The following is a 13,713-nucleotide window of genomic DNA, read 5'->3' as shown; positions in this document are numbered from 1 at the left end:
CAATCGACAGCGAAACTGCCACCTGGCAATTGTCTTGCTTGCCAAGTTGACCGCAATATTGACGCGCCACGCCGACCGAATGCCGGCCTTTTTTGGGAAAGCCAGTGTCATCGATGATCCAAGCTTCAATCGCGCCGTGCCGCTCAATCTTCGGCTGCACCATCTCCCGAACCTTGGCCATGACCTTCTCGTCCGACCATCCGCCCCTGCCCACAAAATGAAGCAGCGATTGATGCTGGGCTGCTGTGCGCTCCGGCGACGTGATCGCCGCCATCGGCTCTACGCTCTTGCGCTCACCAGGCAGCATCAGGCCAACACAGTAATCGCGTAGCGGCTTCGCCCGATCCGCATGCCCGATGACGCTCACCAACCCGTCGACATAAGCCGCAAATCGCGCTTCACTTCCATCCTTGCTTCGGCTACCCATTTAAAATTCCTCCCTGAGTCCCTCCGGGTAGCTGATTCACCTTCAAATAGGCCCGCGACTTTCTGACTCAGTAATACTAGGCCAACCTCAGGCCAAGCCGAATAGAAGCTGCGATCGAGACGCACCAGTGTCTCGGAGCTGATCGCCCTCATCTCGCGTCGGGCATAGCGGTGACGCAAGCCGCCGAAGGTCAGTGGAAACCGATGCACCGCTGCGTTGATTCCGTATGAACAGCCGACATCAAGCACGATCGGCTTAACGCTGGTTGCCGAAGCTTTCGCTGCCAGAATCTGACGCACGACCGGCTCAGCCACGTCCGGGATCATATAATCCAAGCCTCCCAGGACGGAGAAATACGCCCTTGGATCATCCAAAGCATAAATGTCATCGAAGACAGCTTTATCCCGATTGATACGCGAAAAATCAGTTCGCAACCCGACGTCTCCATATTTCAATTTGCACGCAAGCCCAAGGCTCTTGCCTCGACCAGTACTCTCTTATTGCAGATGTTGGCCGATATATGAATCTCACAGTACCTTTTGCGGTCTGCCTAACCCAAATTTCTTGATCGATGAGCCAGTCATTCTCCCATCATGAGACCTGCTCGTTGATGCTGATGCTGGACAATTCAGGCGGGACGAAGACGTGGTGCGATGGCCAATCCGCAGCGACAAGCGTGCGCAGAAGTACGCTTGCGAGATGTTGGGGTGGACTCGGCTCGCGGCAGTAGTTGTTCACTAGGCTTCGCCTTCCGCCCAGGTCTATCCGTATGTCGAGGAACCCGGCGGACTTGAATAGGAAGAGCCGCTTGGCGATCGAGCCGGCGCGCTCGACTTCGGCGGCAATCATCCTGGAAGCGCTTGATCTCGCTCACATCCAGACCGCTCAAACATCATATGCCCCCTCGCGCACGTGACCTGCCAATAATGTATTCATGATCGCCCTCCGGCCTTAACCTCTCATCTTGCTTCCGCTCGCCTGGACGAATTCCCACGATGGCTCTGAGAGCTTCTCACCATTTTTGAATGTACCGACCCCCCGTCATTCCCCGCCCGCTCCGGCGCTTTCCGTTACGAGCGATTTATCGGGTCGAATGGTGAAGAATATCGCAAGCTGGAGCACAGCTCCCCTATCATGATTGGGAGGAGCGTGAGCTTGCGTTCACTTCTATATTCGTTTTCTCGCACAACCGCTCAGCTGGCAGCGGCTTCAGCGCGAGATATCGGACAAATCTCGCGACAGCGCGGCCCAGAGCGCGCTCAAGATGACGCTCTGCCCTTCGACGAGTTCAAAATAAAGTCCGGGCGATGTCAGGCCCGTACTCGAGGAGACTTCGAGACAAGCATGTCAGAGATCACGCGTCGTAATGCTTTGGCTCTCGGAGTTTCGGCGTGGCTTCCGGTGATAACCGGACGCCCGGAGCGAGCCGCCGCGCCGGACGGAGTCCCGGTTCTTGACCAAAAGCGGAATATCTATTTGAGCGAAGGTCAGACGGACCCTCGAAGCCTCCCAGCTATTGGATCGCTGAGAGCGATGATGGTGTTTGTGGACTTCGCTGACGCACCCGGCGATATCAGCGGCACGGAAGGGATAGCCGATCATCTCACCGGATACGGCAAAGCCGAAAAATGGTTTGGGGACCAGTCGTACGGGCGCCTCACTTTCGAGATTGCCAGAATTTCTGGCTGGCGACGCATGCCTAAGCCCTCCACTAGCTACACCGGCGCCAACAAACGTTTCACCTTCCAGCAGCAGAAGGACTATATGTCAGACGCCGCGGCACTTTTCCCAGAACTCGATGTCCGCACCCACCCGCTGTTGCTTGTCGTTGGCGCGAAGACCGACGCGATTGCTATTTCACCAACATTTATCGCCACGCCGGCCAATGCGCCCATGAATCCAATGGGGCCGGTTCGTTGGGGCGTGACATTTGGCAAGGACAGCTATACCAACAACCACATGAACCTGTGTCATGAGGTGTGTCACACCCTCGGGTTACCTGATCTCTATAACTTCGAGCCATTGCGATTTACGACCGGCGCCTGGGACATCATGGGCGATATCTTTCGGGGCACTTCGCTGATCGGCTGGCATCGCCACAAACTTCACTGGCTTGCAGACGAGCGCAAGGCTTATCTGGCGCACGGTGAGTGTGAGACTGTCCTCACACCGTTGCCAGGCAGCACAGGAACCTCGATGATTGTGGTACCAGCCGACGGTGCGTTGCATCCATCGAAAGTGTACGCGCTCGAACTTGCACAGCCGATTCGAGGCCACGATGGCACAACCACCGGCGACGGTGTTCTTGTCTATAGCGTTGATGCCGTCGTCCCGACTGGCCAGAGCCCGGTGAGAATCGTGCCGGCCAAAACGACGACGAGCTTCAACTACGGGGAATTGTTCGAAGCGCCGTTTTCCTCAGGATCAATCCTCGATGACCCGACGTTGCCGTTCAGTCTTTCGATCAAAGCAAAACGCGAGGACGGCTACGTTGTCGGCCTGAAGGTGCGCTAACCGGACTTTGCCGCCGCGACGTTATCGGATGCGATGAATAACCAGATATCCGCCAGGTTGATTTCCACCAGGGGACGTCTGGCGAGATTACCCGCCATGCTTACCGGCTTTCAGCCATTCGCGTCCGCGGGCCTTGACCCGTTCGATCAGTTCACCGCCCTCAAACGGCTCGGCAGGACGCTGTCTTGACCTTCCTGAACGGGCGCCCCGCAACGCTTCGAGTTTTGCCGCGCGAAGCTGCTCACGTTCCTCGACAAGCCGCAGCCCTTCCCGCATGACTTCGCTGGCGGTGGCGTACTGGCCGCTATCGATGAGATCTTTGATCAAGTTCTCGTAGTGCTTGCCGACGGTGTAGCTGGTGGCCACGGGTCCTCCTATGCTTATAGCCAGGGGCATCTCATCGCGGATGGTTCGCCGGCGTGCTCGGCAGTCGTAACGACATAGGCGACAAGACGCTTCTCGCCCGCACTATCAGCTTGCGCCACCACCACCGCCTCGCGCACCGACCGGTGCTCAGTGAGCCGCGCCACGATCTCACTAGGCTAGCCGCGGCTCGGCAGGCAGCCGATCTATACGAAGACGACCGACAAGCGGATTCTGAAACTGCTGGATAGGCCGCCCCCGCAAGCGTTTGCGCGCTGGACCGGCCCTCTGCTGGCCGAGGCACTAGGCGATGTTGACGTCCAATATGTCTGCCGGTTCCTGCCCAGCCACAAGATTGACCTCGCGGCTCGCAAGTCCTGGTGCGAGAGCAACGACGCGAACTTTACGGCCAAAGCCGCCGATGTCGTTGGCCTTTACGTCGCCCCGCCGGCGACGGCTATTGTGCTATGCGTGGATGAGAAGCCCTCGATCCAGGCTCTGGCGCGAGCGCAGGGCTATCTGAAGTTGCCCAATGGCCGCGCCTTGACCGGCCAGAGCCACGATCACAAGCGGCATGGCACCACAACATTGTTTGCGGCGCTCGAAGTCGCCACCGGAAAGATCATCGCCACGCATTCAAAACGCCGTCGCCGTGTCGAGTTTCTCGACTTCATGAACAGCGTCACCGCGGCCTTTCCGGGCCGGAAGCTTCACGTCGACCTCGACAATCTCAACACCCACAAGAGGAATGAGGATTGGCTCAGGGCCCACCCCAACGTGTAATTCCATTTCACGCCGACAAATGCGTCCTGGCTCAATCAGGTCGAGGTATGGTTTTCGATCTTGCAGGGGCAGTCGCTCAGCGGCACCTCCTTCGCAAGCTTCAAGCAGCTTCAGGACCACATCGATGCCTACGTCAACGCGTACAACGACAAAGCCGAGCCCTTCGTCTGGACCAAGAAAAAGGTCCGTCAACGCCGATTCAACGGCCGCCGTATCACTCAGCCGGGTACTAGAATGGCAGCTAGCCTCGCTGCACCTACTCCCTCATCGCAGTGGACTTCCACCACCTACTCCTTGCCGGTCTCCCGGCGCACCAACTGTAGTGCTAGATCTGAGTGTGGCGCAAAGGCATCCGGAGTCACCAACGCTTCCTCCAGAAATGAAATTACCGATACTGCTTATGCGCCTTTGCCGAGGAGCGAAATGATGTCGTCGAGCGTCGTCATGACAGCGACCGATTCTTCTTTTGGCAGCGAGGCGTCACGGCAAAACCAGACTGCTCGGCATCCCGCGCTGCGTGCGCCCAGAACATCCGAGCGAAAGCTATCGCCTACCATTATGACCCTGTCTGGCGCCTCACGCAAAAGTTTTAAACAGGCTTCAAAAGCGGCTTGGCTGGGCTTGCGATAACCGCAATCGCCGCAGAACATGACAAGATCGCAGTTGCGGCTGACATTTGTGTGCCGAGCTACCTCGGCTCGCCACAACCTGTGGCTCGTTCCCCAAGGCGTATTAGACAAGATCGCCGTCCGGTAGCCCATTCGGCGAACTGTAGTGATGACTTTCTCCGCTTCTGGCATGAGCTGGCTACTAGCAAAGATTCTTTTGCAGAGGCGCAGCTCGAGTAGCGTTGCATCCGCGTCATCAATGTCGGGTGCCAGTACGCATCTAAACCGGTCGGCGAAAGAAACCACACGACAATCCTCGCGCTCGCTGTTCAGCGCCTGCAACGTTGCGCTAGCGATGGATCTCGGCGCTGTGACAGTGGCCAAATCTGTAAAGCTGGCCGGATCGGTGAGGAAATCATGCAAGAACTCAACCTGTTCGGCCTCGGTCCGTAATGGATAGTCGCAAAGGGTGTTACCCCAGTCAAAGATGATGGCGATAGGATTGCTCATCTTCATGGAAGCGCTTTCAGCCGATCTAGAAACGCTCGCCACTGGCGGAGAATAATCTCTGGATCTTTGCCCTTACGCCAAAGGTCCTTATCTAAATCATTTGACATGTGCTTGGCTCGCATGCAGTCTGGTGAAACCTCGCCAAATATCGCATCGCCTTCGGCGGTGATAAAAAAACAAATATCGAGAAGTTCAATTTCGCACGATGCCAAGACTCTCGCCAGCGCCTTGAAGGCTCGCAAAGCCAAATCCCTGGCAGCATCCGTATCGATGAAGCGGTCCGCGAGCCAATTCGGCATGCATTCGTCCCGATGTGGTAGTGGGTTGCGCCAGTCGAAGCGCACATAGGGTTCGTGTCGCTGATCGGGTCGGAGATATCCGCCACGACGCGTTGGGAAAGTCTCCAACCCCAGGTATATATGTTTTGGTGTCCCGACATAGGCCGCCTTCACGATGACCTCGATAGGCGGAGCCGCAACTCGCCGACTGATGTAATAGTCTTCACCAACGTGAACGATCGTGGAAGGCACACCCTCAGTCTCTAGCATCCGCCAAAGCCGCTCGCTGATGCGTAGACGTAACCGGTCGGTGCCCTCAACTGTGGCAGCGCGATTTGCGGAGTACGAAAACAACGTGGGCTTTAAACGCACGATGACGTTTTGATCATCGATAACGCGGATCACCTTCGATTCGCCCTCTATCAGCAAAGGCAAATCTTCGAACATGGAGCGCCAGTGGTCCGGATATGCAAACGCGGGCCGTTCAATAGGCTGCATTAGGATCTCCATCTATTCACTATGTTTCTGCGTACAGGTACACTGTCCTGTTACGCACGGGCTTCGTGTTCGTACACCCCGAGGGCATCACGCCGAAGGCCGTGAGCGAACGCGACCGCGCCGCAACCGTCCAGACGTACCGTTGCATACCACCTCGTTCCGATTACAACGGGGTGGCCCAACGTAGGGTATTGTCAGGCGCTGGATCCGCCCCTACATCACCGATTGCTCAGTGATGTCCTTCCAACGACGCAAATAGCGTGCCGAACTGAAACTGGCGCTTCTGCAAGCCCTCGATACAAGTATCTTCAAGAGCCTTGAATCGTGCGTCGCGTCACATTGCGCGAACTGTCTCAAAACCGACAATCGGCACTGAATGATATCCGACAAGATCAGTTGGACTGTAATGTACCCCGATTTTGGGGCCACGTACTTAGTTGGAAGGGGCTGCTCCGTTTGATAGACGGAGCGCATGATGACGACGAAGACGAGACGCAAGCTCGACGCGGCACTGAAGGCAAAGATCGCACTGGAAGCCGTACGGGAGCAGGCGACGGTGGACGATCTGGCCCAGCGCTATGAGGTTCACCCGAACCAGATCTATGCCTGGAAGAAGCAACTGCTGGAACAGGCGGCCCAGGCCTTTGACGCGGGTGTCGGGCGGGAGAGCGAGGACGCTCGCGAACGCGAGATCGAGAAGCTGCACGCCAAGATTGGACAACTGACAGTCGAGTCTACCAATGAACCATAACCCTCCGGAAGGGACCGCGGTAGCGGCGGTTAATTGAGGCCGCAGCATTTCTTGTATTTCTTTCCTGATCCGCACGGACAGGGCTCATTGCGGCCGACCTTTTTCCTCGGGGATGCGGCGGTCTTGGGATCGATGCCCTGCATTGTCGGGTGATTGGCAAGTCGCCATTCAATGAGTGTGATGACCCAATCGGCGATCTTGTCGGGTGCCGCCGTTTGGAGCGCATCGCGGTCCTTCACCTCTTTTTCTCCTCGGGCCATGTCAGCGAGCATCAGCATTCCGCTCATCGCCGCCGCCGTGTCGACATCGGCGTCGAGGAGTGTTTTCCAGGCTGCCGGGCGTAACGCGACGGCCTTCTCGAAGCCCTCGATCCAGAGCTCCCAGAGGATGTCGCCATTGCGGCAGTCGACAGAGAACAATGGGCCGTACCGATCGGGGCGCTCCATAAGGGTACGTGCGACGTTGTTGTAATGCTCCATGACGAGACCGAGAACCCGGTTGGTATGGTCGAGATTCTCGAAGACCGGCTGCTGGTCCGTGCTGTCCTCATGCCACACGACTGGAAGCCAATCGCTGGCCGTGATCAGCTTTGGGCAGGCCAGCAAACCGGCGATGAAGCCATCAAGCTCTTCGAGCAGCATCGTTTCCTCGCCGAGGGCGAGCAATTCCTCGTCAAGCTGCTTGAGGCGGCGCGACAGACTGGACATGGGCACTCCAATTCCATGGCAGCAGTTCATGAAGACGGCGCAACCTGGTACCATGTCGCCTTGCCAAAGCCCATTGCCTTCCAACGCCTCGCATGAGACTCGACAGGTGATATCGAAATTCCGCCCAGACCAACAAGAGTCGCCTTCTCATGCTCCAGCGCAAAAGGCGGCTTCCTGCTGCGCAACCGTACCGTCGTTGCTAATGGCGCGATTGTCAGCTTTGAGACCAACGTCCACAAGTTAACGCTGACACAAAGTAGCAAGCGACTGGAGAACCTCCAATTTTCAAGCGGCACGCTGCTTGCTTCGTTCGGGGCACCAGCGGGCACGGTTTCCCGCATGTCCGCTCTTCGAGACCGAATGCACATCTTCAGTCTGCTTCCGCCCAACTCGCAAGACGCGCGAGCCCGGCCCGCCGACCCAGTCCAGGACAACTCCCATGAAAAAGTCGCTCCTCCTCGCCACGTCGCTCTCCATGACCTGTTTGACCTCCGCAGCACTGCCCCAGAAGCTGCCGGCTGCGACGCAGGCGGACGATCCTTTCCTTTGGCTCGAGGAGATCGAAGGGCCGCGCGCATTGGCTTGGGCTCGCGCCGAGAACGACAAGACGCTCGGCGCGCTCCAATCGGATTCCCGCTATCAGCGCTTCTACCAGGAGGCGCTCACCATGCTCCAGGCCAAGGACCGGATTCCGTACGTTTCCTTTGGACGGCGCGGTCTCAACAATTTCTGGCAGGACGAGAACTACGTGCGCGGCGTCTGGCGACGTACCACGTTTGAGAGCTATCGCGCCCAGGACCCGCGATGGGACACTATCCTCGACTTGGACGCGCTGGCTGCCGCGGAGAAGAAGAACTGGGTCTTTAAAGGGGGTAGCTGCCTGCCACCCGAAGAGCGCCTGTGCCTGCTCGAACTTTCCGAGGGCGGCAAGGACGCCGTGTTCGTGCGCGAGTTCGACGCGGACGCCAAAGCCTTCGTCACGAACGGCTTCGATCTTCCGGAGGGAAAGCAGAACGTCAGCTGGATCGACCGCGACACGATCCTGATTGCACGCGATTGGGGCGAAGGGACCATGACGCAGGCCGGCTACCCTTTCGTCGTGAAGGAGCTCAAGCGCGGTCAGCCGCAGGTTCAAGCGCGCGAGGTCTTTCGCGGCGAACCGACCGATGACGGGACGGTGCCATTCGTGCTGCGGGACAATGAAGGCAAGGTCCATGCGACCGGCGCCATGCGTACCATCAGCACGTTCGAGTATGAGTATGTGCTCTTCGGGCCCAAGGAGCCGATCAAGCTCAACCTGCCAAAGAAGGCGACCATGGCCGGCATCGCCAGTGGCCGCCTGCTCGTGACGCTCAACGAGGAGTGGACGCCGTCCGGCGGCACCCGGTTCGCAGCCGGCTCGATGATCTCGTATGACCTGGCCGAATGGAAGCAGGATCCGCTGCGTGCCAGACCGTCGCTCGTCTTCACGCCCGGGCCTCGGCAGGCGCTCAGCGGGTTCAGCGCCACCAGAAACTTGTTGATCCTGACGATCCTCGACAATGTTCAGGGCAAGGCGTTCGTCTACAAGTACGATCAGGGCGCCTGGCGGGCCACGTCGATCCCGCTCCCGGAGAATGCGAGTATCGGTCTGCCTGCCGCATCGAATGAAACGGACGAGGTTATGTTCACCGTCTCCAGCTTTCTCATGCCGACGTCGCTCTGGTACTTCGACGCCGCAACCGAACGCCTCGAGACACTGAAGACGACACCTCCTAGGTTCAATGCGTCTAGACATGTCGTGGAGCAGTTCGAGGCAACTTCGCGAGACGGCACCCGCATTCCCTACTTTCTGGTGCGGCCCAAGAGCGCGAGGTTTGACGGATCGACTCCAACCCTGCTCTATGGCTATGGCGGGTTCCAGATGCCGCTCCTGCCCTCCTATGCGGGTCTTATGGGGCGGCTCTGGCTCGAACAGGGCAATGCATATGTCGTCGCGAACCTGCGCGGGGGCGGCGAGTTCGGGCCGCGATGGCACGAGGCTGGCCAGGCGGCAACGAAGCAGCGGACATGGGATGATTTCATCGCAGTTGCCGAGGACCTGATCCGTCGGGAGGTCACCTCTCCGCGCCGGCTAGGCGTGGTCGGCGGCAGCCAAGGAGGCCTGCTGGTGGGGACCGCAATCACCCAGCGGCCCGATCTTTTCAACGCAGCGATCGTGCAGGTACCGCTGTTCGACATGCTTCGGTTCACCAAGCTGGGCGCGGGCGCCTCCTGGACCGGCGAGTATGGCGATCCCGCCATTCCCGAGCAGCGCGAGTGGATCGAGGCCTACTCGCCCTATCAGAAGTTGGTACCGGGCAAGACCTACCCAGTCCCCTTCATCCTCACCGCCACCACGGACGACCGCGTGCATCCGGCGCACGGCCGCAAGGCAGCCGCGAGGCTCGCTGCGCTGGGCCAGCCCTATTTCTACTATGAGAACATCGACGGGGGACATAGTGCCGCCGCCAATCTCATCGAAAATGCACGCCGGGTGGCCCTCGAATATACCTATGCATCCCGGCGGCTTGTCCATGAGTGATGCCGAGAAAACACAATCTCACTTCACATGATCGACCTTGGCGTCGACGTCATCGCAGCGGCGTCAGCAAGCTCGTGTTTACATATTCTCCGCAGATCGTGGTGTCGCCCGGATTGGAGCGGCAACGCAGCGCTGTCGGTCATCATCACGGGCTTACTTGAGTCGTCCGTTCTTTAATGGCGGGCACGGTGTCAACCACGGCAAAAACGATCCACTGCCGGGTTCATGGTTCTTTCCGCGGTCGTCTCTATACAGGAGCGCCGTATGATGGCGTTCAAGAGGTGTGGCATCTCGATGTGAAGAGCGCGGTGCGTAAAGCCCGCAGGGACGACTTCGAGATTGCCCACACCTTCGTCCCGGCAGGGACGCCTGTTCCGCCGGAGGCGGATCCGGGTAGGTTTAAGACTCGTTCATGCAGTGCGCATCTCTGCCTGAAACTCGGTGCCATCGGTCCAGATGGCATGGAGGATGACAGCCATTTTGCGAGCGACGGCCTTGGCCTTTTTGGCGCCGATGCGTTTGGCCAGCTTGCTGCCCCAGCGCTTGAGCGCAGAACCTCGCCTGACAACGGTCAGCAGGACGTTCGCTGCCTCGAATCAAGAAGTTCGCATTTGGTGGTTGCCGCGCTTGGAAATGCGGCCAGTGCGATCCATCTCACCGGGTTGATAACGTCTTGGTGTTAGGCCGAGTAGGCACCACGTCGGCGGAATGTCTGAAGCGAGTGGGGTCGTCGATGGTAACGACGAAGGACAGGGCGGGCAGGGGACCGATGCCGGGAACGGTCATCATTCGCCGAACAGTTTGGTCGCCCTTTGCCGCTGCCAGAAGTTGTCGATCACACTTCTCAATTTGCTCAGTTGAGGACTGGGCAAGGAGCAGCGGAGCGAAAATATCTTGTAAATCCGGCGCTTCAGCAAGCACGGCGTCGACTTCCTCCGACAAATGGGAGATAGATTCCATTTATGGTTCGGCGACCGAAACGCATTGGCTTTTTTCCGAGTTGACAATCTCGGCCTCGAACGATCCGTTCTGGTCACGCCCTGACACTGACATCTTGAAAATCCAAGAATTCACCTGTTGCCGGCGCATATGACTTGTAGACGGCTTCTTTTCTCGTGACGATCAATTTCGGGCCGAAACAACTGCTGGACCACTCCCCACGCTCTGTTTCCGCAGGGGTGCTTGTCCTTCCAACATTCGCCCTATCCCCGCTTTAGAGACACTCTCCCTGAGACAGTCCTACACCTTCGCGGTGAATATCGATGCGATGCCGGAAGACTGACCGGCACGGTGCCAATCAGCTGCAGCCAAGGTAGTAAATAACGCTAAGGCTGCGGAGATGCGGCCAGCCATGCTTTAGTCTAGCCTGCCGCCGAGATCTGACCGAACTCGATGGCCTGCCGCTCGAACAGCCCGCGATAGATGCCGCCCGGCCGCGCGGTCAGCGCGGCGTGGGTGCCTTGCTCGACGATCTCGCCGCGATCGAACACCAGGATGCGATCGAGGCTGCGCACCGTCGACAGGCGGTGCGCGATCACGATCGAGGTGCGGCCCTTCATCAACCGTTCCATCGCCTGCTGGATCAGCGCCTCCGATTCTGAATCCAGGCTCGAGGTCGCCTCGTCCAGGATCAGGATCGGCGCGTCCGCCAGGAATGCGCGCGCCAGCGCGACGCGCTGCCGCTCGCCGCCCGACAGCTTGACGCCGCGCTCACCCGCTAACGTGCCGTAGCCCTTCGGCAGCCGCAGGATGAAGTCGTGCGCGTTGGCGAGCCGCGCCGCCTGCTCGATCGCCGCCTTGCTGGCGCCGGGCCGGCCGTAGGCGATGTTCTCCGCCAGCGAGCGGTGAAACAGGATCGGCTCCTGCTGCACGATCGCGATCTGGCCGCGCAGCGACTGCTGTGTCGCTTTCGCGATATCGTGGCCGTCGATCAGGATCCGGCCGCCGGAGACGTCGTAGAGCCGCTGCACCAGCTTGACGAACGTGGTCTTGCCCGAACCGGAGCGGCCTACGAGACCGATCCGCTCGCCAGCGCGGATGTCGATCGACAATCCGTCGTAGAGCGGCGCGCGGTGCCCGCGATAAACGAAAGTCACTTCCTCGAACGTGATCCTTCCCTGAATGTCGATCGGCTTGGCGTTGGGCGCATCGACAATGCCAATCGGCTCGCCATGGATGGTGACAAGCTCCTCCATGTCGTTCACCGACCGCTGCAGATTGTTGATGTGCAAGCCGACGTCGCGCAAATAGGCGTGGATGACGTAGTAGCTTGTCAGCACATAGGTGACGTCCCCCGGCGAGGCGCGCCCCGCCATCCACAGCAGGATCGCACCGCCAATCACCGAAGCGCGAAAGCACAAGAGCATCACGAGTTGCATCGTGCTGCTGGCGTTGTAGCGCAGCCAGGTGCGCCGCACCCGCGCCCGCCAGCCGCTGACGACACCATTAAGCCGTTCGTCTTCGCGCGCCTCGGCGCCGAAGGATTTCACCACCGCGTTGCAGGTGAGTGCGTCCGCCAGCGTGCCGCCGACCTTGGTGTCCCAGGCATTGGAGACGCGCGCCGCCGCCCCGATGTAGCCGATCGTGAATGCCATCGTAATCGCGACATAGATCACCGCGCCGACGCCGATCACGCCGCCGAGCACGGGCCAATGCAGACCGAGCAGGATCGTCGAGCCCACGAGCACCGCCAGCGACGGCAGCAATGCCATCAGGATCGTGTGGTTGAGCAGATCGAGCGCCCACATGCCGCGCGTGATCTTGCGCACGGTCGAGCCGGCAAAGGAGTTGGCGTGCCAGTCGGTCGAGAACCGCTGCACCCGCATAAAGGCCTCGCGCGCCACATCCGACATGGTCTTCAGCGTGAACAGCACGATCGCCTGCAACCCGGTAAGCCGCAGGATGATCGAGAGCAGCCCAAGCGCGACTATGCCGCCGAACGCAACCATCGCCGCCTGTCGCGCCGCCTGGTCGGACGGACCCGATGTCAGCGCGTCGACCAGATGGCCGGAGTAAACCGGCATGAACAGGTCGGCCACCGTTGCGCCGAGGAAACCGACAAGCACGATTGTGGCGCGGACGGGCTGCTTCAGCCAGTGCTGGAACATAAACGGGATCACCACACGGATCGCGGTGGGTCGATTGTCATCTTGAACGGTCATGGCGCTAGCGGTTTGTACCGTGCGCGGCGTAAGACCCTTTCGATCCAGACGCGATGTGCCCAATGCTTGGCGCTGCCGTCCGAGGCGGCGCAATAGTGCCCGGAATCCGGAGCTGCGATCGAAGTCTGCGACGCAATGCACCCCTGCTTTGCGTAAGCGTTTGGCTGAAGCGGTTCAAGCTTTGAAGGTTCCACAGCATGAGAGCATCGATCTGAGACATCGGCCAGGCCTGCGCGATCCGTTCGAGAGTTTGTGTGAGCCAGGCATGCCGATCGACGTCATTCATCTTCGCCCGTCTGCAGAAGCGTGCCGATGGCCGCCTAGGTCCGGCCGCCGCCATGGCTGTGCGCAAAGGGTGCATTTTGATGACGGAGCAGTCGTTCAGCATTTTCGTGTCGACCGTCAGAGTGGTTGCGTCGTGGGATCGCGGCGACTTGAGTTAAAAGTTCACGTCCGCCTCGATCCGGCCGGAGATCATCACAATCCGAACCTCCGATCTGCCGCAAACGATCCACCGCTGCGCTCGATGGCCTCTACTTCCCACTGGCCC

Annotated in this window: 12 protein-coding genes and 3 pseudogenes; 4 read left to right on the top strand and 11 right to left on the bottom strand. The window is 59.3% G+C overall.

The genetic code is table 11. The features are described 5' to 3' along the window. Together J6497_RS30175 and J6497_RS30170 are read right to left on the bottom strand one after the other, a co-directional pair. Positions 1–427, bottom strand: a 427-nt coding sequence (locus J6497_RS30175; RefSeq protein ID WP_225707876.1) for a transposase, incomplete at its 3' end; no start/stop codon positions are given. Positions 428–504: 77 nt separating this feature from the next. Further along, positions 505–861: pseudogene (locus tag J6497_RS30170) on the bottom strand (class I SAM-dependent methyltransferase); the annotation flags it as partial. Between the two features lie 910 nt (positions 862–1,771). On the opposite strand from J6497_RS30170, the gene J6497_RS30165 reads away from it, so the two are divergent. Further along, positions 1,772–2,941: a metallopeptidase domain-containing protein gene (locus J6497_RS30165; protein WP_225707875.1), complete on the top strand. Its 1,170-nt coding sequence runs from the start codon at positions 1,772–1,774 to the stop codon at positions 2,939–2,941. Positions 2,942–3,028: 87 nt separating this feature from the next. On the opposite strand, the gene J6497_RS30160 is transcribed toward J6497_RS30165, so the two are convergent. Then, entirely contained in the window at positions 3,029–3,307 is a 279-nt protein-coding gene (locus J6497_RS30160) for a type II toxin-antitoxin system ParD family antitoxin (protein ID WP_225707874.1), read from the bottom strand. A gap of 14 nt (positions 3,308–3,321) precedes the next feature. Continuing rightward, entirely contained in the window at positions 3,322–3,471 is a 150-nt protein-coding gene (locus J6497_RS30155) for a hypothetical protein (RefSeq protein WP_225707873.1), read from the bottom strand. 16 nt (positions 3,472–3,487) lie between these two features. Here J6497_RS30155 and J6497_RS30150 point away from each other — a divergent pair. Further along, a pseudogene (locus J6497_RS30150) lies at positions 3,488–4,309 on the top strand (IS630 family transposase); the annotation flags it as partial. A 176-nt stretch (positions 4,310–4,485) separates the two neighbouring features. Here the strand turns inward: J6497_RS30150 and J6497_RS30145 are convergent. Together J6497_RS30145 and J6497_RS30140 are read right to left on the bottom strand one after the other, a co-directional pair. After that, positions 4,486–5,211 carry an HAD family hydrolase gene (locus tag J6497_RS30145; RefSeq protein WP_225707872.1) on the bottom strand — a complete coding sequence of 242 codons (726 nt, stop codon included), beginning with the start codon at positions 5,209–5,211 and terminating at the stop codon, positions 4,486–4,488. Continuing rightward, on the bottom strand, positions 5,208–5,981 hold the full coding sequence (locus J6497_RS30140) for a phosphoribosylaminoimidazolesuccinocarboxamide synthase (RefSeq protein WP_225707871.1): 774 nt from the start codon (positions 5,979–5,981) through the stop codon (positions 5,208–5,210). The genes J6497_RS30145 and J6497_RS30140 overlap by 4 nt, the downstream gene beginning before the upstream one ends. A 475-nt stretch (positions 5,982–6,456) precedes the next feature. Between J6497_RS30140 and J6497_RS30135 the strand changes: the two genes are divergently transcribed. Then, on the top strand, positions 6,457–6,732 hold the full coding sequence (locus tag J6497_RS30135; protein ID WP_225707870.1) for a transposase: 276 nt from the start codon (positions 6,457–6,459) through the stop codon (positions 6,730–6,732). Between the two features lie 29 nt (positions 6,733–6,761). On the opposite strand, the gene J6497_RS30130 is transcribed toward J6497_RS30135, so the two are convergent. Continuing rightward, positions 6,762–7,523, bottom strand: a complete 762-nt coding sequence (locus J6497_RS30130; RefSeq protein ID WP_225707869.1) for a UPF0149 family protein — start codon at positions 7,521–7,523, stop codon at positions 6,762–6,764. Positions 7,524–7,878: 355 nt separating this feature from the next. On the opposite strand from J6497_RS30130, the gene J6497_RS30125 reads away from it, so the two are divergent. Then, positions 7,879–10,002, top strand: a complete 2,124-nt coding sequence (locus J6497_RS30125; protein ID WP_225707868.1) for a prolyl oligopeptidase family serine peptidase — start codon at positions 7,879–7,881, stop codon at positions 10,000–10,002. 596 nt (positions 10,003–10,598) lie between these two features. Here J6497_RS30125 and J6497_RS41345 read toward each other — a convergent pair. From J6497_RS41345 to J6497_RS30110, 4 genes and pseudogenes are all read right to left on the bottom strand, one after another. Continuing rightward, on the bottom strand, positions 10,599–10,655 hold the full coding sequence (locus tag J6497_RS41345) for a hypothetical protein (protein ID WP_283845331.1): 57 nt from the start codon (positions 10,653–10,655) through the stop codon (positions 10,599–10,601). Position 10,656: 1 nt separating this feature from the next. After that, on the bottom strand, positions 10,657–10,962 hold the full coding sequence (locus J6497_RS41340) for a transposase (RefSeq protein WP_283845324.1): 306 nt from the start codon (positions 10,960–10,962) through the stop codon (positions 10,657–10,659). A gap of 401 nt (positions 10,963–11,363) precedes the next feature. Beyond that, a complete protein-coding gene (locus J6497_RS30115; RefSeq protein ID WP_225707867.1) occupies positions 11,364–13,163 on the bottom strand; it encodes an ABC transporter ATP-binding protein in 1,800 nt (599 codons plus the stop codon). Between the two features lie 187 nt (positions 13,164–13,350). Beyond that, positions 13,351–13,570 (bottom strand): annotated as a pseudogene (locus J6497_RS30110) (transposase domain-containing protein); the annotation flags it as partial. Positions 13,571–13,713: the final 143 nt, after the last annotated feature.

It is taken from the genome of Bradyrhizobium cenepequi, assembly GCF_020329485.1.
GTDB lineage: Bacteria > Pseudomonadota > Alphaproteobacteria > Rhizobiales > Xanthobacteraceae > Bradyrhizobium > Bradyrhizobium cenepequi.
Note: the sequence above shows the minus strand (reverse complement) of the source record. Positions and strands in the feature narration are given on the sequence as shown.

Bases quoted from the DNA above. Each gene is read 5' to 3' on its own strand.
- J6497_RS30145 (WP_225707872.1), bottom strand. From the start codon at position 5,211: ATGAAGATGAGCAATCCTATCGCCATCATCTTTGACTGGGGTAACACC.
- J6497_RS30115 (WP_225707867.1), bottom strand. From the start codon at position 13,163: ATGACCGTTCAAGATGACAATCGACCCACCGCGATCCGTGTGGTGATC.
- J6497_RS30140 (WP_225707871.1), bottom strand. From the start codon at position 5,981: ATGCAGCCTATTGAACGGCCCGCGTTTGCATATCCGGACCACTGGCGC.
- J6497_RS30165 (WP_225707875.1), top strand. From the start codon at position 1,772: ATGTCAGAGATCACGCGTCGTAATGCTTTGGCTCTCGGAGTTTCGGCG.
- J6497_RS30125 (WP_225707868.1), top strand. From the start codon at position 7,879: ATGAAAAAGTCGCTCCTCCTCGCCACGTCGCTCTCCATGACCTGTTTG.
- J6497_RS41340 (WP_283845324.1), bottom strand. From the start codon at position 10,962: ATGGAATCTATCTCCCATTTGTCGGAGGAAGTCGACGCCGTGCTTGCT.
- J6497_RS30135 (WP_225707870.1), top strand. From the start codon at position 6,457: ATGACGACGAAGACGAGACGCAAGCTCGACGCGGCACTGAAGGCAAAG.